A 26,493-nucleotide genomic window follows, 5' to 3' on the forward strand; every position below is an offset into this window, starting at 1 on the left:
AATTATTGTATACCTGGCAATGAACTTATAGCTTCACCACCCAGTTAGGACTTTAAAATTAATTACTGTCCAAACATGCCACCTAAACCACCCAGCATGTCTTGTGCCGAGGCCTGCATTTCTGTAGCACTTACTTCTTCAGCATTCGCCAGGGCTTTATTGATGGCAGTTAACAGCAATTCTTCCAACGCCTCCTTATCTGTATTTTTTAAAAATTCATCATCAATAGCAACACCGGTAATGGCTTTATTGGCTGTTGCTGTAATCTTTATGGCGCCATTTTCGACTTCACCAAATACAGAAATGGTATCTAAACGTTTTTTAATTTCCTCAGCTTTTTGTTGCGCTGCAAATAATTTATCGAACATATTTATTGTTTTTATAGTAAACGAAACTCGGCTGGATTGGTTTTCAAATGAAGCGTATAAAAGCATTAATTTACACGCTAATACTTTTCTGCTATTTTTTAAATTCTTCCCAGAATAGTATTGAGTTCATCAAGAAAGCGATCAATTTTTTTAGTACCCATAAAACTCTTTAAAGACATTACACGCATTTTATCTTTACCAGGCAGGTAAATTTCGGCATTAACCTCTGTGCCCGAATAAATCAGGTTTGTGGTTTTTCTAACAATCTGAAAACGAATAATATCATCAAAAGCATATTCTTTCACCTTACGTCCGCCAAAAGTAGCATGGATTAATTTTCGCTGGTGTTTATCAAATTTTACACTTGAAAATACCATGTAGAATAACACCACACCAATTATAAGCGGGAAATAAGTCACCAGGATCCTTTTAAAGGCATTTTCTCCAGCCATAAAATCTGGTTGAATTAAGATGGCAACCGTAATCCCTATCATAATTAGACCAACAATCACTCCTCCAATTTTCTGCTGCTTTAACTGGTAAATGCCGCCTTCTTCTTTAAAGAATTCAAAGTCATAAATCGCCTGTTTCGGAATCACCGGTGCGTTGGCAAAAACAAGTTCATCAATTTTTGGTAAAACCTCATTCTGATACTGAATCAGGTTAGCATCGGTAACCTTACTATACCCGTTAGATACTGGCAGGCCTTTCCCATGCCTGTTACTTTTTTTAAATAGGCGATAACTGTATCCGCCACCATAAACTTCATATGAGTCAACAGCGGCAATATCATCAAAAGAAATAGAGCCAACTGGTAAAAAACCAATCTTCCGATATAATGTTCTGTCCGTTCCATTAAAGATTAATTTTGATTCTGCCATCCAAACTAAGAGTAACGGAACCATTAACAGTACCCCACAATAAATTATGACAGTGCTTTGAGAATAGCCGCTCATCTGAGTAGAAAGATAGTAAACAAGCCCTAAAAAGAGAATAAAAAAAACCAATCCAACTATCCGCAAATTACGTTTCGGATAAATGGTAAGCGTATTTGGCTCAATAATCCATTTTGTCTTTGCCATAAAAATTAATCTTCATCGGAGCCTGGTAAGCTCCCGTTTCCATGATAAGCACCTTTACGGATAATTGGCATATTCAAGTGTTTGTATAAATCATCCAGATGCATTAAACTTCCGTTAGTTAAATTTCCCAAAAATATAACGATGATGTTTTTATCTAAATCACGCACATAGATGTGCCTGAAACCATGCCACCATCCGGTATGGTATACCACCTTGTCCATCTTTTCACCATCAAACATTCTCCAGCCATAGCCATAGTTAAAGTGGCCATTTACAGGCTTATTACGGCCAACATATGAAGAATCGCTACTTTTTTTGGTAATTAATCGTCCGTTTTTAAGATACTTATCAAATAAAACCAAATCATGTAACGTACTGTAAATTCCTTTATCTCCAACTGGGCCATCTAAAAAATTCTGTGCAACAGAGTACTTCCAGGTACGATCATGCCCTACCACGTCAACCGGAATTTTTTCATATTCGGTAGTGCTGTATACATGCGTATGTTTTAAGCCTGCAGGTTTAAAAATATGTTCCATCATGTATTGCGAGTAGCGCTGTCCTGTAACCTTTTCAATGATCGCTCCCAAAACCATAAAATTGGAATTGTTGTAATGGAAACGATTATCTGGTTTGGTATAGGGATTTGGTTTGCGCTCAGCAATTACATTCATCACTTCCTGGTTGGTCACGCCCTTTTTCATCGGACGCTTTTCCTTCCTCCAGATATCATCAATGAAATAAACATAATTCATCATGCCGCTACGGTGACTCAGAAGCAATTTTACAGTAATGCCATCATATGGAAAGTTTGGAAAAAACTTCTTTACATTATCATTTAACGACAATTTACCGGCCTCAACCAACTGCATAATGGCAGTTCCGGTAAAGGTTTTGGTAATAGAGGCCAGTTCAAACTCTGAATTGATCTTTAAGCTGTCGCGATGCAGATAATCTGCCCACCCAATTGCTTTTTCATATAGAATTTTGCCATCCTTCGCAACAAGCATGTTTCCATTAAACCCATACTTTTTATGCAGGTTCTGTACAAAATCAGCGATCCACTTATCACCTTTCGCCGGATCGTATGCAATTAAAATACTGTCCGCCTTATCATCTTCTTTTACGCGGATTTTGGCGTCAGCAGCCTTTTTCTCTTCTGATTTTTTGCTGTTGCATGCGGTTAATAAAGTGACAGAGAGGGCTAATACTGAACAGATATATCTAAAATTCATTTATGTAAAAAAAGAGGGATTTAAAACCCGAAAATTAAAGAATTTTAGACGTTTAATCAGAAAGAGTTTTAAACATTTGCGCATTTTTGGTGATACCAGCATTCGAACAAATGTCCTTTGCTTCCATAAACCGGATCATTATCCGGATTCTTAACTTTTGCAATCTCTTCATCTGCCTCCGGACGTTCTTCAGGCTTACCATATTTAATATTGTACTCTGCTCCATTTGGATAAGCACCTACTACCGTAAAGTCTTCACTGGCACTTAATTTCATGTGTGCAACACCAGCGGGGATTACTACAACATCACCTTTATCCAGTTCTATACAAACGCCATGTTCACCACCAAACTGCACTTCGGCTTTGCCGCAAAATACACCCATTACTTCATGCGTATTGCTGTGATAATGTTGATAATCAAAAATCCCATCCACCCAGGCATTAGAATATCCATTTTGAGCAAACACTTTTTTAATCACTTCTTCAGTTTCATCAGGATGAATCAGGAAAGCACCCTTATAAATCATTAAAGGTAATTTTTGATTATTGGGGAAATTTCCGTTTTCTGCTATTGTATGTGATACAAGATAAGCTTCCTGTATTAATTTTTCTTTATTCATGATTGTGGTATTTCCATAATTAACAAAGTAATGCAGAAAGGGTTTAGGATTTGTTTTCAAAATTGCCTGCAGGTCATGGAGATCTAAGCAGGTTTAGTTGTTGAATATGATTGATGATACGCACGAAGGCTTATTTCATCGGTGAGATCTGCGCAAATCAGCGGGAACCATTTAAACACCTTTTTTCTCCCGCAGATCAAAGATGATTAACGCTGATTTTTAATATAGCGCTTAATACATCCTCAAAGTCTTATATCTGCGAGATCTGTGCAAATCAGCGGGAACCATTTAAACGCATTTTTTTATTCCCGCGGATCAAAGATTTACATAGATTTTAATTAAATTCTTATATTAGACTATTCATCCCATTCTTAACATCAAAACAATTTAACAATGGATGAAAATGATATTTCTTATCTGGTACGTGGTGCTATCTTTAAAACATATCATACACTTGGTCCAGGCTTATTAGAATCTGCCTATGAAGCGATATTAATCTATTTGCTAACTGAAGATGGCTTAAGTGTCAGGAGGCAAGTTCCTTTACCAATCATCTTTAATAAAATAAAACTTAAAACAGGATATAGGGTAGATTTACTTGTCAATAACTTAGTAATCATTGAAATAAAATCTATTGAAATGCTTGCTCCTGTTCATCATAAACAAGTATTAACCTATTTAAAATTATCAGGTATTAAGCTTGGCTTGCTGGTCAATTTCAATACGTCGAATATAGCTGCATCAATCCATCGCAAAGTGAATGGATTGTAAAAAACTTCTGCGCAGTTAAATTATATGTGTAATGGATATCTAAGGGATTTCTGAAATTGCTGGACATATTGCAAAATTCAAAACCCAAAAAAGCCACTCCTATTCAGGAATGGCTTGATGTATATTTCTCAGTCCGAAAACTGAAACTTGTAATTTGTTAACTGATTAAGCTAATAACCTGATTGGTTCTTCAAGTAATCCTTTCAAGGTTTGCAGGAACTGTGCTCCGGTTGCACCATCAACGACACGGTGATCGCAACCTAAAGTCAACTTCATTACGTTACCTGGAACAACAGCACCATTTTTCACTACAGGAACTTGCTGAATTGCACCCACTGATAAAATTGCACCATCAGGAGAGTTGATAATAGAAGTAAATTCATCAATACCAAACATACCTAAGTTAGATACAGTGAAAGTAGAACCTTCCCAATCTGCTGGTTGTAATTTTTTAGCTTTTGCTTTACCACCGAAGTCTTTCACTTCTGCAGAAATATGTGATAATGATTTCCCATCAGCAAAACGTACTACAGGAACCAATAAACCATCTTCAACAGCCATCGCTACACCAATGTTGGTATGTTCATTAAAACGGATTTTATCTCCACCCCATGATGAGTTAACAGCAGGGTGTTTCTTTAATGCAACTGCAACTGCTTTAATTACGATATCATTGAATGAAACTTTAACTGGGGCAACAGCATTAATTGCCGTACGGGCTGCCATTGCATTATCCATATCAATACTTACGGTTAAGTAAAAATGAGGAGCAGTAAATAAACTTTCAGCTAAACGTTTGGCAATTACTTTACGCATTTGCGAAACCGGCTGTTCAGTGTATTTAACTTCGCCAACATAAGTAGGAATTACCGGAGCGGCGGCCGCTGCTTTCGGTTGTTCGCTGCTTTCTGCTTTTGGCTTCCCGCTTTCAGCTGGTGCTGCTGGCTTATAGTTTTCAATATCTTTTTTAATGATTCGACCACCTTCTGCACTACCAGAAACCTGCGATAAATCAATTCCTTTATCTTTGGCAATTTTCTTAGCCAGAGGCGATGCTTTTACACGACTATCAGAAGAACCTTCTGCAACAGGAGTTGAAGTGGCGTCAGCGGCTGTTGTTTGCTTCTCTTCTTTCGGTGCTTCGGTTTTTTCTTCGCTTTCTGCTTTAGGCTTTGCGTTTTGATCTCCACCAGCCAAGATACCACTTACATCGGTTCCTTCAGGACCAACAATAGCTATAATTCCATTTACCTTAGCTGCTGAACCTTTCTCCACACCAATGTGCAATAAAGTACCGGTTGCATAACCCATCACTTCCATAGTTGCCTTATCGGTTTCTACATCAGCTAAAACATCATCGTCCTTAACTTTATCACCAACTTTTTTATGCCATTCAGCAATTACGCCTTCAGTCATGGTATCACTTAGCAAAGGCATCCGAATTACGGTAACACCTTTTTCTGCCAGTTCTTCCTCGCTTAAACCACCACCTTGCGCAGGAGCAGCTTCTTCTTTTTTATCATCAGCCTTAGGCACGTCATCTTTACTTTCAGACTTCGGACTTGCCGACTCCTGACTTCCAGACTGTTCTGCTTCTAAAGCTGCTTTATAATCTTCACCTTCTTTACCAATAACGGCCATAACAGCATCAACAGGCACAGCGGTTCCTTCTTCTACACCGATGTATAAAAGCGTACCATCCCAGTAAGATTCCATATCCATTGTTGCCTTGTCAGTTTCTACTTCTGCCAAAACATCTCCGCTTTTCACTTTATCGCCCACTTTTTTATGCCACTTCGCCAAAACCCCTTCGGTCATGGTGTCGCTCATTTTGGGCATTTTAATTACCTCAGCCATTATATCTAATTAATTGAAATCTTTAAAATATTAGTCCATTACATAAGGATAGTTTTCTGTCATATACACATCTTTGTATAATTCAGAAACTTCCGGCCACGGAGACTCTTCAGCAAATTTAACTGCCTGGTCTACTGTTGCTTTAACTTTAGCTTCTACTTCTTCAATCCAGGCCTCATCGGCATATTTTTCTTTCAGGATTGTTTCTCTCGCCAATTCAACCGGATCTTTAGCTTTATAATCTTCTAATTCTTCTTTAGTACGATATTTAGCCGGATCAGACATGGAGTGTCCACGGTAACGGTAAGTTCTCATTTCCAGGAAGGTTGGTCCTTCACCTTTACGGGCGCGCTGAATAGCTTCATCCATTGCATTATGAACAGCAACAGGGTCCATACCATCAACAGGTGCGCATGGCATGTCAAAACCTAAACCAATTTTATAAATATCAGTCATGTTAGTGGTACGCTGTACCGAAGTACCCATGGCATAACCATTGTTTTCACAAACAAAAATTACCGGTAATTTCCACAACATGGCCATGTTAAATGTTTCGTTTAATGCACCCTGACGTACTGCGCCATCGCCCATATAACAAATATTAACATTATCTGTTCCTTTATATTTTTCTGCAAAAGCAACACCAGCGCCTAATGGAATCTGACCTCCAACAATTGCGTGTCCACCATAAAAATTATGTTCTTTGCTAAACATGTGCATTGAACCACCTTTACCTTTAGAGCAACCTGTAGCCTTACCATACATTTCTGCCATGATGCTGTCGGCACTTACACCTAAAGCTAAAGCATGAGCGTGATCGCGATAAGTAGTAATCATCGAATCACCTTTTTGCATTGCAGATATTGCACCTGCTACAACAGCTTCTTGTCCAATGTATAAATGACAAAAGCCACGTATTTTTTGTTGTCCGTATAACTGGCCAGTTTTCTCTTCGAATTTGCGCATCAGCAACATCGACTCAAACCACTTTAACCAGGTATCTTTATTTATTTCTACTGCACTCATTTTAGGGTATTTGTTTTTTTGCGACAGCAAATCTAATTTTTTTATTATAATTTTTGGCACTTTCTAATGTAAAAACATCATAATATCAGCTATGAAATTACATTTAACTTTTGTTACTTAACCATTTGGCGTTCATATCTCCCTATTCTTCAAAAAAGGCAATTTCACGGATGATTAATTTCACGATTTAACAAATTACTTATTCTAATGATTGTGAAATTTTATTCTGCGAAACTTTACCACACCACAATTAACCAATTCCCTTTCCATCAGATCGTACAGGAAATACTTATGCAAAAAAATCCGGAAATTAATTTCCACTTTTTAAGGAATTAAAGCTCACGATGGTAAATACAGACTGATTTAACGTTTCAATTGCTCACTTATTAATCATCTTAAATAACTTTGAGCCAAAACAATTAAAATCAATTCGAAGTGGTCTAATTTTCTTCAAAAATTGTTTTCTATCTTGGGATAATTTTAAATATAAAACACCGTTAACTAACATGTCACAACGTGGAGATGTTAATAACTTTTACTTTTTAACACAAACATTTGGATGACATTTGTATAATTGATACCTTTGACAAATCAACAATAAGCCAAAATGGTTTACGTTACTGTGTAAGTGAATACCCAAACATAACTGTATAACATGATTAAAAAATTTTTGTTTTCATCCATAATTGCTATCTGTACGCTCTCAACTGCATTTGCACAAACAAAAACAAAAGAATCTGGTAAAGACTTAAATGATCCTGACAACTTAGCTTCACAATACTTTTCTCAGGTAATGGGTGTAGCGGTGGATGCAACGTCGAACTTAAAATTATATAAGTTTATTTACGAATGGATCGGAACACCTTACAGTTATGGTGGTTCAAGCAAAAAAGGGATTGATTGCTCTGCTTTTACCAAAGCGATATACGACAAAGTTTTCAACACTACAATCAGAAGAAATTCTCGTGATATCTTCAGTATGGTAGACCCATTATCTAAAGAAGATTTAAAAGAGGGTGACCTCGTTTTCTTCAAGATAAGAAGCAGAAGTATTTCTCATGTTGGTATCTATCTTGGTGATAACAGATTTGCACATGCATCGAGTTCACGTGGTGTAGTGATCAGCAATTTAAATGAGCCCTATTACAGTCGTTATTTTTACAAGGGCGGCCGCGTTTTAGAATCATTTAAAAAAGAATTTACAGTAGAATAAATACGATTGTAGATTTACGATCTTAGATTAAACAGATATAGTCCTCCAGAAGTAATTTTGGAGGATTTTTTTTATCCCATCCATAGCCGATGAAATTCATAAAGACATCTTTTTTAACCCTTTCCGCAATCATTACCATCTTCAGTTGCACCAACAATAGTGCACAGGTAGTGGTATCAACAGCTAAAACAGATACTGTAGTTAAAAAAATAAAAGATACCATTTCCATCACCGCCGTTGGCGATATCATGCTGGGCTCAGCCTTTCCATCCACTTCAAACCTTCCCGCTGATGATGCAGTGAATAGTTTTCAGGCGGTTGATAGCCTATTAAAGGGTGATATTGTTTTTGGTAATCTGGAAGGTTGTTTTTTAAACTCAGGTCATTCTACAAAATGTAATGGCATTAATCCCAATAATTGCTATGCATTCAGAATGCCGGAGCGCTATGCCGGTATCTATAAAAAAGCAGGCTTTAATGTATTAAGCATTGCCAATAACCACGTGGGCGATTTTGATTCGAGAGGAAGAAAAAACACTGCCAGAATTTTAGATTCGTTACAAATTCATTATGCTGGTCAGCTGAACAAACCTTTCGAAATTTTTGAAAAGGATAGCGTGAAATATGCTTTCTGTGCATTTGCGCCAAATGAAAATACCGTTTCTATCAATAAAGTAGCTGATGCCAAAGCTTTGGTTACCCGTCTCAAAACCATGGCAGATATTTTAATTGTATCATTTCATGGTGGTGGCGAAGGCGCCAGGTTTGAACATGTGCCACGTAAAAATGAAATATTTTATAAAGAAAACAGGGGCAATGTTTATGCTTTTGCCCATGCTGTAATAGATGCTGGTGCAGATGTGGTTTTAGGTCACGGCCCACACGTTACCCGAGCCGTAGAAGTTTATAAAAACAAGTTCATTGCTTATAGCCTCGGAAACTTCTGCACTTACGGCATGTTCAGCCTGAAAGGCAATAACGGCATTGCACCATTGCTTCAGTTGAAGGTAAATGCCAAAGGTAATTTTCTTTACGCCGATGTGACATCTATACAACAAGATAAAATTAAACGGTTAACACGGGATGAAAGCCACCGTGCTTTTAAACGCATGAAGGAGTTAACAGATATAGATTTTGCAGGCCATCAGCTCAATTTTGAAAACAACAGGATTACTTTAAAAAATTAATTTCCTGTTACACCAATTCTGATTTATTTCCGAATCTTTGTTAATTACTGAAGTTAAACAGCATATGAAAAAAGGACTAGTTCTTCATTACATCATCGGCATCGCTGCAGCAGTTTTAGTATTGGCCGCAGCTTACTACATCAACCAGAATCCTAAAAACCTGCTATCTGCTGGAATTATTATTTTGGCTGGCTGTCTGGTTGCATTTAGCCAGTATCAGATTATAAAGCATAAAAGAAAAAACAAGCACTAATACCGATTAAAGGTTGTTTATCCAGCGATCTTATAGGAAGAGTATTAACTCTCGTCTTTGGTATTTTTAACAAGCCCAATTCCAGATACGAAGAATATCAATCCGATAATACCGTACACAAATAAGCCACGTGTATTCTGACTGTGGTTGACAAAGCCATATCCGGCATAGATGAGTCCGATAATGCCCAGAACAGTTAATATGGTTCCGAAAGTGCGTTTTATATTCATGATTTTAGATTAATAGTGTAAATACAACAAATACCAACTTTTGTTTTAAAGTGCACAAAAAAAGCCACGTCCTTTTTTAAAACGTGGCTTAAATTTATTTATTCAGCATTACCAAACACCTAGCCTGTTTTCTGGAGCCAGATACATTTTAGCTGTAGTGGGTATATTGAATGCCTTATAAAATGCCTCCATGTTATAGACGGTGCCATTTACCCTAAAAATTTCCGGACTATGTGGATCAGTCTTAATACGAACACGCATTGATTCATCTCTGGTTTTCATTCTCCAAACCTGAGCAAAACTTAAAAAGAATCGTTGATCTGGTGTAAATCCATCGATTTTCTTATCGCTTTTAGCTTGTTCGGTTAATTTAAAGGCATCATACGCAATATTCAAACCACCAATATCAGCCAGATTTTCACCTAAAGTTAATGAACCATTCACATGCTGATTATCCAAAAGTGTAAACTTATTATATAGTGCAACTACTTTATCGGCTTTACTTTTAAATTTCGCGGCATCTTCTTTCGTCCACCATTCTTTTAAATTACCAGCTGCATCATATTGTCTGCCCTGATCGTCAAATCCATGTGTCATTTCATGGCCGATAACGGCACCGATAGCGCCATAATTAATGGCATCATCAGCATTGAAAGCAAAAAATGGAAATTGCAGAATGCCGGCTGGAAATACAATTTCATTATAGGCAGGGTTATAGTAGGCATTTACTGTAGGCGGTGTCATAAACCATTCCGTTTTATCAACCGTTTTACCCAGTTTAGCCATCATCTCTTTATAACCGTGCTTTCTTGCCGATTGAAGGTTAGCGAAATATGTACTTCTCGAAATTTCCACATCATCATACTTTTTCCATTGATCAGGATAGCCTATTTTTTTAATAAATGCATTTAACTTCTCGAGGGCTTTCTTTTTAGTTTCGGCAGACATCCAATCTACTTTTTTGATTCGTTCTGCATATACTTTCTGCAGGTTATTCACCAATTCCAACATACGTTTTTTAGCTTCAGGCTTAAAATATTGTTCGGCATAAAGCTGTCCCAGTAAGTCGCCCAGATTACTATCCGTATTGTTAACCATTGTTTTCCATCTTTCAGTTTGTGCAAGCTGGCCATACAAGGTTTTACTAAAGAATTCAAATTTTGCCGTTCTAAAGGCTTTAGTAAGTGCATTTGCAGCATTATTCAGTGCATCAAACTTTAGTTTTTCCTTCCAGGTTTCAATGGGCTGGCTTTTTATCAGGGCAGATAATGCCTGGTAATATTTTGGCTGTCTGATAATAATGCTATCCGTTGATGCGCCAAGATTTTTCAGTACCGTATTAAAATTGATATTTGGAATTTGTTTCTGGAAATCTGCAACCGCCAGCTTGTTATAATTTTTCTGAGGATCACGCAATTCAACCGGGGTTGAATGTGATTTTGCCAACATGGTTTCCAGCTTTAAAATATGGTCGGCATAGGAGGAGGCATGAGCAGAATCTCCGGCAAGGTTAAATATTTTGGTGATGTATTTCAAATATTCTGTCCTGATTTTTTTTGCCTTATCATCCTGATCGAGATAATAACTACGTTCTGGTAAATTTATCCCTGTCTGGGTAAAGATAAGCACGTTTTTTGAACTCATTTTATCATCCGGATCAACACCAAAACCGAATAAGTCTCCATTGCCATTTTTAAAACCTTCAGATACAAAATTAATGAGATCCTCATCGTTTTTAATACCATCTATTTTCTCTAACAGTGTCTTTACTGGCATTACACCAAGCTTTTCGATGGTTAAAGAATCCATTCCGCTGGCATAAAAATCGCCAACTTTTTGTTCATTACTACCCTTTGCTACTTTGCTTTTAGCCGCGTTTTCCAGAATGACCTTTAAATTTTTAAGGTTATCATTATATAAGGTATAGAAAGAACCCCATCCGGTTTCTGTTTGTGGGATTTGCGCATTTTTCATCCATTTTCCATTGGCATAAAGGAAAAAGTTATCGCCGGGTTTTACTGTCGAATCCATTCCGGCAGTATCAAAAAAAACAGTCCGCTGATCTGTTTCTGTAGCTTGATGATTTTTATCATTCTGACAGGCTGCGAATAACATTATTGCCGCCGCAGAGAGAAATAAATTCTTTTTCATGTAGTATAATCTAGTTAGGAAAAAATAAAGCTACAAAAAGCATTATGTAGTTTGTATGATTTTTTTTTAACTTCAAAAAAAATCTAATTATGCAGTACACTATTTACATTCTCATTTTCCTGGCGATTATTATTTTGCTAAGCTCATTTGTTACTGTTAAACAAGGAACCATAGCAGTAGTAACGGTTTTCGGAAAATACCGTAGACAACTCAGGCCAGGATTAAACTTCAAAATCCCACTAATAGAGCAAATTTATTCCAGAATTTCAATTCAAAATCGCTCTGTTGAGTTGTCATTTCAGGCAGTTACCCAGGATCAGGCCAATGTTTATTTTAAAGCAATGCTTTTATATTCTGTTGTTAACCAGGATGAAGAAACCATCAAAAACGTAGCCTTTAAGTTTGTAGATGCAACCAATTTAATGCAGGCACTGATTAGAACAATAGAAGGTTCCATCCGTGCTTATGTGGCTACCCAGAAACAGGCCAATGTTCTGGCGCAACGTAACGAAATCGTTTTGCATGTTAAAGAACAGATAGACCAGGTTTTAGATGGATGGGGTTATCATTTACAAGATCTTCAATTAAATGACATTACATTCGATGAAGAAATTATGCGCTCCATGAGCCGTGTAGTTGCTTCCAATAATTTAAAGGCAGCTGCAGAAAATGAAGGTCAGGCCTTATTAATTACCAAAACCAAAGGTGCCGAAGCAGATGGTAACGCCATTAAAATTGCAGCGACTGCCGAGCGGGAAGCTGCACAACTCCGTGGACAAGGTATTGCTTTGTTCAGAGAAGAGGTAGCAAAGGGTATGACCAATGCCGCGCATGAAATGCAACAGGCAAATTTAGATACTTCAGTTATTTTATTTACCATGTGGACGGAAGCGATTAAACAATTTGCCGAATATGGTGAAGGTAATATCATTTTCCTGGATGGCAGTACAGAAGGCATGAATAAAACCATGAAAGAAATGATGGCCATGCAGTTAAGTCAAAATCCTCCAAAGAAAGACTAATATATTCTGCTATATATAGAGAGACTGTTGCTGAAATGCAGCAGTCTTTTTTTTGCCCTGTATAATTTCTTTTTGGCTAAATCAAAAATGGATTAGGCTAAATGGTGTACTCAAAAATAATGGAGTTTTGTATAGTGATTAAAGAGACACGTATGTGGGATCTCAAAACTCATGTAACATTATTTATGAAATTAAAATAAATCGCTATGAAAGTTTTTGTAACAGGAGCAACAGGCTTTGTTGGTTCAGCTGTAGTAAAAGAATTAATTAATGCCGGCCACCAGGTTTTAGGTTTAGCCCGAAATGAAGCTGCAGAAAAAGCACTATTGCTGGCTGGTGCCGAAGTGCATAAGGGTGACCTGGAAGATCTGGAAAGTTTACGCAGAGGAGCAAATGCTGCTGATGGGATTATACATACTGGATTTATTCATGATTTTAGCCGTTTTAAAGCCGTATGTGAAATTGATCGTGTAGCAATAGCGGCTATTGGAAATGAAATAACGGGAACGGATAAGCCCTTTATTGTTACCTCCGGAACGTTGATCGTGAGCCCTGGTCAACTGGCTACTGAAGATAAAATGCCTGATTATAATGGTCAAAATCCCAGGATTGCTACAGAAAAAGCAGTTGATGATCTTGCTGCGAAGAATGTCCGCATATCAGTTGTCCGTTTATCGCCATCAGTTCATGGCGAAGGCGATGTGCATGGCTTTATACCCATGCTTATTGATATTGCCCGCCAAAAGGGTTCATCAGCCTATATAGAAGATGGCGCAAACCAATGGACAGCTGTTCATCGTCTTGACGCCGCTGTTCTTTTCAGATTGGCTTTGGAGCAGGCCAGGCCTGGAGCTCGTTTTCATGGTGTGGCGGAAGAATCAATAAACTTTAAATCGATAGCTGAAGCCATTGGTAAGCAGCTGAACTTACCTGTTGTATCAAAATCAAACGATGAAGTTGCTGCCCATTTTGGCTGGTTTGAACATTTTGCAAATATTGACGGGCCTGCTTCAGGAAAATTAACCCGTCAGCGTTTGCATTGGGAGCCCCAATATTCCGGTTTAATTCAGGATTTGGAGCAAGGGATTTATTTTACGTAAATTATAACCATGGAAAACCTGAGCCGCTACCGCTTTAAAACAATATCAGAATATCATAAACTGGCTGGATTGCCCAAGCCCGGGCATCCGTTAATTAGCGTTGTTAACATGGAGGAAGTGCAAATGCAGGTGAATGGACGATCAAAGACGATGATTTTTGATTTTTATTCCATAGCACTAAAGCGTGTTCCGGATGCTAAAATTAAATACGGACAGCAAATGAGCGACTTTGATGATGGTGTGTTATTTTTCATGGCTCCGGGTCAAGTTTTTACCGTTGAAGTTAATCAGGATCAATACCATCGTCCAACTGGCTGGATGATTCTGTTCCATTCAGAATTACTCTGGAATACACATCTGGCTAAAACCATAAAAGATTATGATTTCTTCGACTATGCCTTATTTGAAGCCCTGCATGTTTCTGAAAATGAAGAAACAATTCTTAATGCCATTGCCCAATTGGTAAAAAATGAAACCAATAGCAATATCGATCACTTTACTCAGGATGTCGTAATCGCGCAAATAGCATTGCTTCTCAATTATGCACAACGTTTCTACGGACGGCAATTTATTATACGTAAAGCCATCAATCATCAGCTACTTGATCAACTGGAAGAGATCGTTAAGGGTTACTTTGCAAATGATAATCTTGGCCTTAGGGGATTGCCTACCGTAGGTTACATCGCTGAAAAACTAAATGTTTCGCCAGGTTATCTTTCCGGACTATTAAAAACACTTATTGGACAGAATACACAGCAATATTTACATCAAAAACTGATTGACCTGGCTAAAGAGAAACTTTCTACCACAAATCTTTCCATTAGTGAAATTGCTTATGCACTTGGTTTTGAACATTTGCAATCTTTTACAAAGCTGTTTAAATCCAAGACAAACCTTACCCCCTCGGCGTTCAGGCAATCTTTTAATTGAAATCTGGTCTTGAGGTTAATTCCAAAAAAAAACGGGCGATCTGAAATAGATCGCCCGTTTTTTTTTCACTTTTTATGATTAAAGTTTAGGTGCCGCTGCACCTCCTAAATTCATTACATAATTACCAGATTGCTGCATAAAATCACCCATCACTTTTAAAGATTCATCTTCAATGAAATCAAAAGTATCCTGTTTGGTTATTTTCTCCCCTTTCTTAATTGCAGGCAAGCCTCTCAAAGCCCTTAAATCATTTTGTCTGGCCAAAGATTTTGCTTCCTGGGCTTCTCGTTCAGCTTTAAGCTTGGCCTCATTCAAGGGAACAGAAACTTCCTTATCACGCTTTTTCAATTCAGCAATATCCTCTTTCAGGTATTTAAAATCCAAAGAGTTTGAGATACGTTGTTCACTGTTTTTCATGAGTCCTGCTTTTACAGCTGAGAGGTTAGCCACTGCAGTAAAATTAGAACTCGGAATAACATCCCAGGGCAATGCCGATGGTTCAGTATCCTCTCCGATTTTATCCATTGGATAAAGTGAAGGGAAAATAACATCCGGTAAAACACCTTTATGCTGCGTACTGCTTCCGGCCACCCGGTAAAATTTGGCCATGGTAAGGTTAATCTGACCTAAGTTAATATCTGAAGCATTAGTTGAAGTTGGTGAAGTACCAAGTGTTTTGTCTTTCGTTACCAGGCCGGCAATTTTCTGCAACATGCCCGGGTTAACCAGTTTATTCAAATCAATAGATGATTGAACAGTTCCCTTACCGTAAGTTTGACTACCCATAATAATTCCACGTCCGTAATCCTGTATCGCTCCGGCAAAAATTTCTGAAGCTGAAGCACTTAAACGGTCAACTATAACACCAAATGGTCCATTCCAGGCCACACCTGCATTTTCATCTTCATCCACTTCGATCTTGCCTCGCAGATCTTTTACCTGAACAACTGGTCCGCGGTCAATAAATAAGCCTGTAAGGGAAATCGCTTCTACAAGAGATCCGCCGCCGTTGCCGCGTAAATCCATTACAATAGCGTCAACCTTATCAATATTTTTCAAAGAATCCACCAATTTCCGTACATCACGGGTTGTACTTTTATAGTTCTTGTCTCCTGCATTAGCCGCTTTAAAATCAGCATAGAAAGCAGGAAGTGAAATCACGCCAATTTTATAGTTCTTGCCATTGGTTGTTACCGTTTTTACCTTTTTCTTAGCAGACTGATCTTCGAGAATAACCTTCTCGCGCATCATCTCAATAATGACTGGCTTAGAAGACATTTCTTTTCCAACCGGAATAACTTTTAAGCGTACTTTAGTTCCTTTCGGACCTTTAATCTTACTGACAGTGGCATCTAATCTCCACCCTACAATATCCACAAAATCATCATTTCCCTGGGCAACAGCAATAATCCGATCACCCGCAGTTAATTGTTTTCCTTTAAACGCTGGTCCGCCGGGGATAATTTCGGCAATCTTTACTACTTCATTTTCCAGTTGTAAACGTGCACCAATACCCTCAAAAGACCTTGACATTTCTTCATTAAATTCTGTTGCTCTTGCCGGAACGAAATAATTGGTGTGTGGGTCAATTGATTCTGTAAAAGCATCCATCAGGATCTGAAAAACATCCTGATTATTATTTTTAGCGATCTGCGATTTTAAGTTCTGATAACGTTTGGTAAGCGTTGTAACATTTTTATCCTGGGCAGAGCCAGCCAGGTTTAAATTAATCAGTTCATACTTTACCCTTTTTTTCCAGGTATCATTTAATGCTGCTGTTGAAGGTGCCCATGGCAGCTTTTCACGATCGTAAACATAGGTGTCATTCTGGTTGAAATCGTATTTATTTTTAATCTGCGCCAGCGAATAGGCAAAATATTCATTCAGCCTTTTTGCGTAAACATTATAGATATAAAACGGACCACTCAGGTCACCATTTTTAAAGTCATCATCCAGCGTATACCTGTATTTCTCAAATGCGGCAATATCAGAAGCTAAGAAATAATTTTTCCCCTGGTCTAAAGCCTTAATATATTTATCAAGGATTAAAGAAGAAATGGAATCATTTACCTGAACTTTTTTATAGTTATAGCTTTCAATCAGGTTAACTACTTCTTTGATCACAAGCTGTTGTTGCTGGTCAGGCATAACATTCGCAATGCCATCCACTATTGGCTGGGGCTTTGGAGCAGCATGACATGCAATCACTGCTGCCGTAAAAATTACAAAAAATACTCTCTTCAACATCTCTTTAAATGATTTAAAATCCATTTTCAATTCTATATAGCCAATATGATACCATTTTAACGAAAAAACAAAAAAGAGACAGCATTATTACCGTCTCTTGTTAAAACTGATCAAATCTAACCAAAAGCTTCTTATTTAACAATTCTAAAATGGTAACGTAATTAGATTTATTTTGTTTTAAGATCTTAGATCATCAGGCTTTTATGCCGGATTGACCACAAGAATATTGAAATGGATTTTTGTTCACAAAAATCTTTGTCCGATTGATTTTTATAGTGAAAGTAGCGGGGATATTATTTTAAACCCTTTTTAGGATTTGTTTTAGCAGAAATCATTTCCCTTGCATCACGAATCTGGCCTTTATATTGTGTAATTTTTACCGAATTGGCAAACCACTCTGCAGCTTTAAGATCCCTTAAAGCCAAGGTAAAATCTTTCTTTTTTATTTTAACCTGTACAATCCCCAAAACTGATTCAAGGTAGGCATTATTGCTTTTTAACTGTTTGGCCAGCATGCCTTGCTGGGTATAAAACCACATGGATTGTGTGGATTTATTATTGGCCAGATAGACCTTACCAAGTAAGCCATAGGTATTCATCAGGCCATTTCTGCTGCCCATTTTAGAATAGTTTTTAAGCGCAACATTTAATAGAATTTGTTCTGCATCACCAAAACGACCGAGCATATAATGCATATTGCTCATTTTTATAATGGCCTGACCATATCTATTAAAGTTTTTAACTGAATTATATTCAAATGCGGCCTTACCAAATAAGGTCAATGCTTCATTAAAATCGCCCTTTTTTTCGAAACTCTCCGCTTCTTCATAAAAGGAATTGCCATCTACCAGATCAAATTTTGATACCGATATTGTTATCGCATTGCCAGCAGCGGGCTCCTGGCTATCAAAATTTTGAGCATGTAGTTGAAATGAGGCAAAAAGGCTTATGAGCGCCAATACAGTTTTGGACATGCAACAAAAATAATACTTTATATTTAACTTTAGTTAAATACCTGTAAATTAACATCAAAAGATGCCCAAACCATGTAAGGGTGTGAATCGCAATGATAAATTTCACCAGTATTGGAGATGCCAATAACTCCTGCAAAACCATCAAATGATTTAAGTTCCCGGAAAGATTTGTCGCAGGCATCTTTTAAAGAAAACCCGTCGGTAACCCTGGTCACTATTTTTGAGGCCAGCGCGCCACTCACAATATCTTCGCCAACTCCGGTACAGGAAACACCGGCAAACTGATTAGCGTAGTTACCTGCTACTGTAGCTGAATCACTTACTCTACAAGGAATTTCAAATCCTTTTCCTCCTGTAGATGTAGCCGCCGCAATATTGCCGTCCGCATCTAAAGCCACACAACCTACAGTTCCCTTATTGTTTTGCTGGTTTATCTTCGCTTCATATTCAGATTGCCGCTGATCAGTAACCGGATTAAAATACCCAAACCCTTTTTCACGTGCAAAGTGTTGCGCACCTTCACCACTCAGTACCCGGTCATCATATGCCAATAAACTTTGCGCAATCTGAATGGGGTTCTTTACCTCTTCTACATTAATCACACCGCTGAATTTTTCCGTCTTCCCATCCATTAAGGAAGCGCTTAAGCGTACTTTCCCGTCACTTTGAATCTGAGAACCAATCCCTGCATTAAACAGTTCATTATCCTCAAGCAAAGCAACCGTATAAACAACTGTTTCAAGTGCAGAATGATTTTCCAGGTAAGCGTAACCAAGCTGAACAATAGCAGACAGTGCATCCTGTTTGGCTTTCTTTGTTTCCTGATTGGTTGATGACTCGCTGAAAAAGCCACCATGTATAATTAATTTCATTTTTAAGAGATTGAGATGTTAGATATGAGAAGTTAGATTGAAGTGCTAAGCCCTGAACTTTTTAGCGTTGAGCGATAACCTCAGGCCTTCTACCTGGTAAACCTTCAACCTTTCACTATTCTATCGGAACAACTTTTGGATGGTGGATCACCAGGCTATGATCAGTCAGATCGTAAACATCGCCGTCACACATCACATGCACCACCATATTTTTGATAGATACAGGCTGCCCCATTTCTACATCGGTTAAATTGGTATCAGCCATCTGACGGCCATCAACCAGGATTACCATGCCTGAACCAATGGCTTCCATGATGTGTCCATCCGAGATAAATAAGCCCGTGTCTTCACCCAGGCCGATCCCCAGAATCCCGGGATTACTCGCAGCGGCATAAAGTAATCTTCCAATCCGCCCGCGCTGCACGAAGTGTGTATCTACAATTACATCATCAATAAAACCCAGTCCGCCTGTAATTTTCACCTCGCCTTTTAGCAAGGCATCCTTACTACTTCCCTGATAAATCATATTCTTGGAACTTGCCGCCGCACCTGCTGATGTTCCTGCAATAACTACGGGTTCCGTTTTATATTTATCAATCAGAATCTGATGGATTTTGGTTCCACCGAAAATAGATGATAGCCTTAACTGATCTCCTCCGGTAAAAATAATCACTTCAGCGGCCTTAATGCGCGCGCAATTTTCTTCGGCATTTGCTTCTTCCCGATTGGTTATGTTCAATACGCCAACATTATGCACATCTAACTGGGCATAAGCCTTAATGTATTCTTCCCCCACTTTTTCGGGCATTAAAGAGGCCGTGGTAATGATTTCGAACCTCGATTCAACATCTCTGACTGATTCTGTCGTAATTCTCTTTAAAATTCCCCGTTCGAAAAAATTCATATTTTCGGGCAATCCGAACTGTGTTTCTGCAAAGCTGCCTGTATTTATTGCACCTCCAATAATGATGAGTTTGCCCTTAGGAACCATTTTATGTGTATTAGTATTCTATCAAAAAACCCAAATATATTAGGTTAAGATAAAAAACACGACTTTTTTTGTCAATAATTCTGCAATTATTAACAATGGTTGAAATAATTATGAATAATTTGAGTTAAAGTTAGGTCTGAAAATAAAACAAATCGCCTATGAAATTGATTTAGCTATTTGGATTGCCAATTTTCAAAATAAATGCATAATTTACAATCATCAATTTTAGTCTCTCCATTTGAAAAAAGGTTCGCCTAAAATCCGTTCTTTTAATCATAACGACAAAACATTACATGAAGATACATAACATACAAGTATTAAGAGGACCAAATATATGGTCGATTAACCGCAAAAAACTCATCCAGATGAGACTGGATTTAGAGGAGCTGGAGCAAAGACCAACCAATCTGATTGAAGGGTTTAGTGAGCGAATAGAAAAATTATTACCCAGTATGTTTATCCACCGCTGCTCTAAAGGTGTGGAAGGTGGTTTCTTTACACGTGTTAAAGAAGGCACCTGGATGGGGCATGTGATTGAACATATTGCCCTTGAAATTCAAACCATTGCCGGAATGGAAACTGGCTTTGGCAGAACCCGCCAAACCAAAACTGAGGGGATCTACAATGTCGTATTCAGCTATCTGGAAGAAAAAGTAGGCGTTTATGCCGCAGAGGCGGCAGTGAAAATCGCTCAGGCACTGATTGATAATGAAGAATATGATTTGGAGCATGATATCAGGAGGATGAAGGAAATCCGTGAACTGGAAGCCCTTGGCCCAAGTACAGGATCAATTGTTCAGGAAGCAGTGAGCAGAAATATTCCATGGATCAGGTTAAATAAAAGTTCGCTGGTGCAGTTGGGTTATGGCAAAAACCAGGTGCGTTTCAGGGCAACCATGACTGAAAAAACCAGCAGCATTGCTGTTGACATTGCCAGCAACAAAGAAGAAACCAAGCGCTTATTAACCGAAGCAGCCATTCCCGTAGCTTCAGGTGTAACCATTTCGAATCCAGATGAACTGGAAGCATCGGTAAATAAAGTAGGTTTTCCTTTAGTTTTTAAACCACTGGATGGAAATCACGGCAAAGGTGCCACCATTAATGTTAAAACCCTGGAGGCTGCCAAAGAAGCTTTCGAATATGCGAAGACGTATTCGAGAAAAGTCATTATAGAAAAATTCATTACCGGCTTTGACTTCCGGGTGCTGGTGATTGACCATAAGGTAGTGGCAGCTGCGCAGCGTGATCCGGCACATGTACTGGGAAATGGTATTCACACGATCCAGGAGTTAATCGATAAGGAAAATGAAGATCCACGTCGCGGTTACGGGCATGAAAATGTATTAACCGAAATCGCTGTTGACCGTGATACTTTAGATTTACTGGCCAAAAAGGAATATACTTTAGAAACCATTCCTGAAAAAGGTGAGGTCGTTTATTTAAAATCAACAGCTAACCTGAGTACCGGGGGAACATCCATCGATGTAACGGATATTGTTCATCCGCAAAATATATTTATCTGCGAAAGAATTTCGAGGGTAATCGGACTGGATATCTGCGGAATTGACATCATGGCGCAAAACCTGACCCAGCCACTAACAGAAAATGGCGGTGTGGTATTGGAAGTAAATGCTGCCCCGGGTTTTAGAATGCACCTGGCACCAAGCGAAGGCTTACCCAGAAATGTTGCCGCTTCTGTTGTAGACATGCTTTACCCGCAGAACAGGCTATCCTCTATTCCCATTATAGCGGTAACCGGAACCAATGGAAAAACCACCACCACACGGTTAATCGCCCATATTATCCGCAGTAACGGTAAACGTGTAGGTTATACCACCAGTGATGGTGTTTACGTGCACAACACCATGCTGATGAAAGGCGATACCACAGGGCCGGTTAGTGCCGAATTTATTTTAAAAGACCCTACGGTAGAATTTGCCGTTCTTGAAACCGCGCGTGGTGGAATTTTAAGAGCCGGACTGGGTTTTAATGCATGTGATATTGGGGTGATTACCAATATTCAGGAAGATCACCTAGGTATATCTGATATCCATAACCTGGATGATTTAACCCGGGTTAAAGCGGTAGTAGTTGGCGCTGTTCGCCGTAAAGGATGGGCCGTATTAAATGCTGATAACGGCTATTGTGTAAAAATTGCCAGAGATGCACGCTGTAATGTAGCTTATTTCAGCATGGATGAAAACAATCCGGTGATTAAAGAACATTGCAGAAAGGGTGGTATCGCCGCCATATATGAAAATGGTTATATCACCATTAAAACGGGAGACTGGAAATTAAGGGTTGATAAAGCAACACATATTCCGCTTACTTTTGGCGGCGCGGTGAACTTTATGATTCAGAACGTTCTGGCAGCAACATTGTCAACTTACTTATGGGGCTACAAGCCGGAAGATATCCGCTTAGCCTTAGAAACCTTTATCCCATCTGCAGCACATACACCTGGCAGGATGAACGTGTTCCGGTTTAAAGATTTTAAAGTATTGGTAGATTTTGCACATAATCCTGATGGATTTAATGGCGTGAAAGCATACCTGCAAAGCGTTGAAGCCACAGAACATGTAGGCATCATTTCCGGAACGGGCGACAGGCGTGATGAAGATATTATTGAAACCGCGCGCATCTCGGCACAAATGTTCGATAAGATTTACATTTGCCAGGAAAAATACCTGCGCGGCCGTAAGCAAGATGAACTGATCAATTTATTGATTAAGGGCATTAAAGAGGTAGATCCCAACAAGGAAATCATCATTAATAATAAGAGTACAGAATGTTTGCAAATTGCCATCAATACGGCGAAGAAAGGATCTTACTTAACCATTTTAAGTAACACCATTGATAACACCATCCAGCGGGTAACTGAACATCTGGATAGAGAACTGGAATCTTAAGAAGCAAAAAATCCTCCCGATAGCTCATATCAGGAGGATTTTTTCGTTTCAATCAGGCCAAATTATACCTGAGCATCGCGCAATCTTTTGATTTCATCGTGTGAAGTTCTTAATGAAGCTTTCTGATCTGAAATCAACGTTCTGATGTTGGCCGGAAGATCTTCCACTTCTAAAGCCATTTTATAAGCGCTTTGAGCAGCATCTTCTCCACCTTCACAATTATTTAAAACTGTTTTTCTGTCATGGCCTGTAAATAATGCTTTAACATCCATCCAAGCCCTATATATTTTTCCAGAATTTGTGGTACCTGTATCAATATCTTCTCCTAAAGCAGCGATCTCTGTTCCCAGAGCCATTTTATATTTCTGACTTTCTGAGATCATATCCAGGAATAAGGATTTTAAATCGGCATCGGCATCTTTTAATTCGGTACGTGCTTTTTCATAACCGGCAATACGGTCGTTATTAATTTGCACTAAATCGTTTAATACTTCTGTTGTTATTGTTGCAGTATTCATGTTTTTATAAGTTTTGATGTACTAATGGAACATGATCGGCATGGAATAGTTTATATTTATTTCTAAATTTTAATTCCTGAAAATACTATCGCCTCATTTTCAATCATCAGCTGACATTTCGCCATGATATAATTTCTTTTCAAATAGCTTAAAAATTCCTCGAAACTTTTAAATATCAAAAGACTTTATTTACTGAAAGGTAGCGTATACCTGACGTTTAAGTTCGTACTTTTCAACTAAGTATTAATAGTTAATGCTCTCTGTCAGGTTTCGGTTTCCAATATTTGACTCCTGATTAAACGTCATGAAAATGATTAGATTTTTATCTTTCTCATTTATTATTGCAGCTTAATTGAGCTACTCCAGTAGTTTGGTTTTTGCTTTGCGGTAATCCAGTTTTTGATGTTTTCCAATTGCATATACTATGCCTCCATTTAAGTGCATCAGAAATTTTTGATCGTTCCAACATTCTTTGGTGTGCCCCATTGAAGTGTAAAACGCCCGGCCGCCATCAAAATTATGGTACCAGCTGAAGGGATGAAAATTACCATTATTACCACCCTGATAAGAAGCTTCATCAATCGTGATCAGCACTTTGATATCCGGATTGACATTTTTGAAATTATAAAGCTCATCTGTATGCATCCATACAGAATCTGTCAGAAACCTGGTTGCAGGGTGCTTTCTATCTTTTATGACAAATCTGGCTTCCTGCACTTTGGGGTGGCTAACAAAGTAAGCACCTACCAATTTGCCATACCACGCCCAGTCATATTCTGTATCTGTTGCCGCATGAATGCCCACAAAGCCTCCTCCCGCCTGGATATAACGTTCAAATGCTGATTGCTGTATGTCGTTCAATACATCACCTGTGGTGCTTAAAAAGATAATGGCAGCATACTTTTTTAAGTTACTTTCGGTAAAAAGCTCCGCGTTTTCGGTGGTATCAACAGTATAATGATGTAACTGACCTAACTGGACAATTGCTTTTTTACCTTCTTCAATAGATGCATGTCGATAGCCTTTTGTTTTAGAAAAGACCAGAATACCGGGATAGCTTTGCGCAAATGCGATACTTTGCAGGATGACTAGCGTAATCGCCATTGTTATTATTTTTTTCATCGAAATTTGGTTAGACGTTTAAATGCTTTCTGTAATACAGATAAATTTAGGAAAGTTCTTTGATAATTTCTTTACACCGATCCTCAACTTGTTTACAAACTGGTGCAAACAGGGTATCATCCCAATAAGGATCTGCCAATTCATCATCCTTTAGAAAAAGTTTAACCTTCAACCGCTCCTCTTTTGTCTTGGCCAGATTCTTAACATCGCTTAAATTTTTCCGGTCCATCACCAGAATCAAATCATATGTTGAAAACATAGCAACAGAGAATTGTTGCGCCCTTTGCCTGCTGATGTCATAGCCAGAATCCTGAGCCGCGGCTATACTTCTACGATCAGGTGCCTGACCGATGTGCCAGTTTCCGGTTCCGGCCGATGCAATTTCCCAATCCAAGTTTTCTTGTTTTGCAAGGTGACGCATAATGCCCTCAGCTAAAGGAGAGCGACAAATATTACCCAGGCAAACCATTAAAATTTTCAATGCTATTTAGATTTATACACGTATACAAAGGTATAAGTTTTTCCTTCTTGTTCAGTCGTGGTGGTCTGTGTCAATTTTTTGCCATCAAAGAATAACGGCGTTGAAGGGGAAGCAGATAAAACAATCTTGTTACCTTCTCTTCTCCAGGTTTTTACACTCGCATCGTTCATCCTGTCGCAAAGTGCCCCATTAGCACCCGCTACGTAAGAACTATCTTTGGCAAAAGATAGTGATAAGTTGGCTACACAACTTTCGGGTCCTGATAGCGCTATATAGTTTTCGCTCGTCTTATCGCCCATGGTCATCGCCGGCTGAACCGTTACTGATTCAATTACCCATTTTTTTGAAACAAGTGTTTTATAAGCATCTTTTGTACAGGCAATCGCAGTGCAAATTAAAAGTACAGATAATAGTTTTTTCATATCGTTAAATGTTGGATGTATGTAAGGTAAAGGAAATTAATGATGAATTTGCTGCATAAAAAAAAATCCCCCATTTCTGGAGGATTTAACTGTGCTGTAAGCAGGTTATCCGTAAATGTCATTCAGCATTTTAGCCAACCGAACACCGCCTTTTAATAATTGCTGGTTAAGTGTTTCAGACCAGTCGAAATTGTAGCGGTAGCTTAACCTGGAATCTGGTTTTGCACCTTCATAAATTTTACCACAAATGGTATAGGCATCATAAACGCAATCTTTTAAACTCGTATTTTGCCAATTATAAAGCTCAACGGCTGATGGATGGTTAATCGCTTTGGCAAATTCGGTATAACTGAGCTGTTGATATTCAATTAATTGCTCATCCCAAACACGGTGCAGGTTAGATTTTTCATTAAACCACATCACTGAAACCTTATTCCCGCCTAAATCTTCCTTATGTGCCACGTGCATGGGCTGACATAAATCGCCGGCCATATGCACCAGCATCCTCAGCGCCAGTTTCTTTTCTGATGCCGTACTGCCTGCCTTTTTCAAAACGGCAGTTAAATCGATGATCTTATTGTAGAGGTTTGGTGCTTTTTCCGTTTCTAAAATATGGTAAACACCCTGCTTATCCAATCCACCTGGAAGGTTTACAAAATGCCAGTTGTACATGTAATTATAAGTGGAATCTGATTTTATAAAATCGCCCCAGTTGGCAGACATGGCCAAAGATTCTGTTCCTAAAATAGCCCTGATAGCCTTACGGGTTTTGGTCTTTAAGTAACTATCTGCAATTTCTCCAACTACACGGTGACCTATCATCCCCCAGGCATTGGCCTGAACAGGTAAATAGGCGAGCAGGCCAACGACAGCAATGGTTTTTAATTTCTTTTTGATCGATTTAAATTTCAT

General features: G+C 38.5%; 25 protein-coding genes. 8 read left to right on the top strand and 17 right to left on the bottom strand.

What is annotated here, in order from left to right:
- Positions 1-62: 62 nt before the first annotated feature.
- The 4 genes from CBW18_RS02740 to CBW18_RS02755 all read right to left on the bottom strand — a co-directional run bounded on the left by CBW18_RS02740 (position 63) and on the right by CBW18_RS02755 (position 3,305).
- A complete protein-coding gene (locus CBW18_RS02740) occupies positions 63-368 on the bottom strand; it encodes a YbaB/EbfC family nucleoid-associated protein (RefSeq protein ID WP_088299699.1) in 306 nt (101 codons plus the stop codon).
- 98 nt (positions 369-466) lie between these two features.
- Entirely contained in the window at positions 467-1,450 is a 984-nt protein-coding gene (locus tag CBW18_RS02745) for a hypothetical protein (protein WP_088299700.1), read from the bottom strand.
- 5 nt (positions 1,451-1,455) lie between these two features.
- On the bottom strand, positions 1,456-2,685 hold the full coding sequence (locus CBW18_RS02750) for a serine hydrolase (RefSeq protein ID WP_088299701.1): 1,230 nt from the start codon (positions 2,683-2,685) through the stop codon (positions 1,456-1,458).
- Positions 2,686-2,753: 68 nt separating this feature from the next.
- On the bottom strand, positions 2,754-3,305 hold the full coding sequence (locus tag CBW18_RS02755) for a cupin domain-containing protein (RefSeq protein WP_088299702.1): 552 nt from the start codon (positions 3,303-3,305) through the stop codon (positions 2,754-2,756).
- 393 nt (positions 3,306-3,698) lie between these two features.
- Between CBW18_RS02755 and CBW18_RS02760 the strand changes: the two genes are divergently transcribed.
- Positions 3,699-4,076 (top strand): GxxExxY protein, encoded by a 378-nt coding sequence (locus CBW18_RS02760; RefSeq protein WP_088299703.1) that lies wholly within the window; start codon positions 3,699-3,701, stop codon positions 4,074-4,076.
- A gap of 165 nt (positions 4,077-4,241) precedes the next feature.
- Here the strand turns inward: CBW18_RS02760 and CBW18_RS02765 are convergent, their stop codons facing one another.
- A complete protein-coding gene (locus CBW18_RS02765) occupies positions 4,242-5,933 on the bottom strand; it encodes a pyruvate dehydrogenase complex dihydrolipoamide acetyltransferase (RefSeq protein ID WP_088299704.1) in 1,692 nt (563 codons plus the stop codon).
- A gap of 30 nt (positions 5,934-5,963) precedes the next feature.
- A complete protein-coding gene (gene pdhA, locus CBW18_RS02770) occupies positions 5,964-6,959 on the bottom strand; it encodes a pyruvate dehydrogenase (acetyl-transferring) E1 component subunit alpha (protein ID WP_088299705.1) in 996 nt (331 codons plus the stop codon).
- Positions 6,960-7,614: 655 nt separating this feature from the next.
- Here pdhA and CBW18_RS02775 point away from each other — a divergent pair.
- The 3 genes from CBW18_RS02775 to CBW18_RS02785 all read left to right on the top strand — a co-directional run bounded on the left by CBW18_RS02775 (position 7,615) and on the right by CBW18_RS02785 (position 9,612).
- Positions 7,615-8,172 (top strand): C40 family peptidase, encoded by a 558-nt coding sequence (locus CBW18_RS02775; protein ID WP_088299706.1) that lies wholly within the window; start codon positions 7,615-7,617, stop codon positions 8,170-8,172.
- 89 nt (positions 8,173-8,261) lie between these two features.
- Complete coding sequence (locus tag CBW18_RS02780; RefSeq protein WP_088299707.1) at positions 8,262-9,359, top strand: CapA family protein; 1,098 nt, start codon at positions 8,262-8,264, stop codon at positions 9,357-9,359.
- Between the two features lie 64 nt (positions 9,360-9,423).
- Positions 9,424-9,612 (top strand): hypothetical protein, encoded by a 189-nt coding sequence (locus CBW18_RS02785; protein WP_088299708.1) that lies wholly within the window; start codon positions 9,424-9,426, stop codon positions 9,610-9,612.
- Between the two features lie 44 nt (positions 9,613-9,656).
- Here CBW18_RS02785 and CBW18_RS02790 read toward each other — a convergent pair whose 3' ends face one another.
- Positions 9,657-9,842 (bottom strand): hypothetical protein, encoded by a 186-nt coding sequence (locus CBW18_RS02790; RefSeq protein ID WP_088299709.1) that lies wholly within the window; start codon positions 9,840-9,842, stop codon positions 9,657-9,659.
- Positions 9,843-9,950: 108 nt separating this feature from the next.
- On the bottom strand, positions 9,951-11,993 hold the full coding sequence (locus CBW18_RS02795; RefSeq protein ID WP_088299710.1) for a M13 family metallopeptidase: 2,043 nt from the start codon (positions 11,991-11,993) through the stop codon (positions 9,951-9,953).
- A gap of 89 nt (positions 11,994-12,082) precedes the next feature.
- Here CBW18_RS02795 and CBW18_RS02800 point away from each other — a divergent pair, with 89 nt between their 5' ends.
- The 3 genes from CBW18_RS02800 to CBW18_RS02810 all read left to right on the top strand — a co-directional run bounded on the left by CBW18_RS02800 (position 12,083) and on the right by CBW18_RS02810 (position 15,045).
- Positions 12,083-13,015, top strand: a complete 933-nt coding sequence (locus CBW18_RS02800; RefSeq protein ID WP_088299711.1) for an SPFH domain-containing protein — start codon at positions 12,083-12,085, stop codon at positions 13,013-13,015.
- A 206-nt stretch (positions 13,016-13,221) separates the two neighbouring features.
- Positions 13,222-14,115 (top strand): SDR family oxidoreductase, encoded by an 894-nt coding sequence (locus CBW18_RS02805; protein WP_088299712.1) that lies wholly within the window; start codon positions 13,222-13,224, stop codon positions 14,113-14,115.
- A gap of 9 nt (positions 14,116-14,124) precedes the next feature.
- A complete protein-coding gene (locus tag CBW18_RS02810; RefSeq protein WP_088299713.1) occupies positions 14,125-15,045 on the top strand; it encodes an AraC family transcriptional regulator in 921 nt (306 codons plus the stop codon).
- A gap of 78 nt (positions 15,046-15,123) precedes the next feature.
- On the opposite strand, the gene CBW18_RS02815 is transcribed toward CBW18_RS02810, so the two are convergent.
- The 4 genes from CBW18_RS02815 to CBW18_RS02830 form a co-directional block, all read right to left on the bottom strand.
- Positions 15,124-17,292 (bottom strand): carboxy terminal-processing peptidase, encoded by a 2,169-nt coding sequence (locus CBW18_RS02815; RefSeq protein WP_253248947.1) that lies wholly within the window; start codon positions 17,290-17,292, stop codon positions 15,124-15,126.
- 293 nt (positions 17,293-17,585) lie between these two features.
- Positions 17,586-18,266: a hypothetical protein gene (locus CBW18_RS02820; RefSeq protein WP_088299715.1), complete on the bottom strand. Its 681-nt coding sequence runs from the start codon at positions 18,264-18,266 to the stop codon at positions 17,586-17,588.
- A 29-nt stretch (positions 18,267-18,295) separates the two neighbouring features.
- Positions 18,296-19,138, bottom strand: coding sequence for an isoaspartyl peptidase/L-asparaginase (locus CBW18_RS02825; RefSeq protein WP_088299716.1), 843 nt, complete (start codon positions 19,136-19,138; stop codon positions 18,296-18,298).
- 115 nt (positions 19,139-19,253) lie between these two features.
- A complete protein-coding gene (locus CBW18_RS02830) occupies positions 19,254-20,129 on the bottom strand; it encodes a cyanophycinase (protein ID WP_088299717.1) in 876 nt (291 codons plus the stop codon).
- 293 nt (positions 20,130-20,422) lie between these two features.
- Between CBW18_RS02830 and cphA the strand changes: the two genes are divergently transcribed.
- Positions 20,423-23,038 carry a cyanophycin synthetase gene (cphA, locus tag CBW18_RS02835; protein WP_088299718.1) on the top strand — a complete coding sequence of 872 codons (2,616 nt, stop codon included), beginning with the start codon at positions 20,423-20,425 and terminating at the stop codon, positions 23,036-23,038.
- Positions 23,039-23,100: 62 nt separating this feature from the next.
- Here cphA and CBW18_RS02840 read toward each other — a convergent pair whose 3' ends face one another.
- From CBW18_RS02840 to CBW18_RS02860, 5 genes are all read right to left on the bottom strand, one after another.
- Positions 23,101-23,556: a PA2169 family four-helix-bundle protein gene (locus CBW18_RS02840; RefSeq protein WP_088299719.1), complete on the bottom strand. Its 456-nt coding sequence runs from the start codon at positions 23,554-23,556 to the stop codon at positions 23,101-23,103.
- A gap of 357 nt (positions 23,557-23,913) precedes the next feature.
- Positions 23,914-24,678, bottom strand: a complete 765-nt coding sequence (locus CBW18_RS02845; RefSeq protein WP_088299720.1) for a ThuA domain-containing protein — start codon at positions 24,676-24,678, stop codon at positions 23,914-23,916.
- Positions 24,679-24,724: 46 nt separating this feature from the next.
- A complete protein-coding gene (locus tag CBW18_RS02850) occupies positions 24,725-25,159 on the bottom strand; it encodes a low molecular weight protein-tyrosine-phosphatase (RefSeq protein WP_088299721.1) in 435 nt (144 codons plus the stop codon).
- 2 nt (positions 25,160-25,161) lie between these two features.
- The gene (locus CBW18_RS02855; RefSeq protein WP_088299722.1) at positions 25,162-25,581 is read right to left on the bottom strand and encodes a hypothetical protein; all 420 of its coding nucleotides are present in this window, start codon (positions 25,579-25,581) and stop codon (positions 25,162-25,164) included.
- A 105-nt stretch (positions 25,582-25,686) separates the two neighbouring features.
- Positions 25,687-26,493 (bottom strand): S1/P1 nuclease, encoded by an 807-nt coding sequence (locus CBW18_RS02860; protein ID WP_088299723.1) that lies wholly within the window; start codon positions 26,491-26,493, stop codon positions 25,687-25,689.

The sequence above is a fragment of the Pedobacter sp. AJM genome (assembly GCF_002197755.1).
In the GTDB taxonomy this organism is placed as follows: Bacteria; Bacteroidota; Bacteroidia; order Sphingobacteriales; family Sphingobacteriaceae; genus Pedobacter.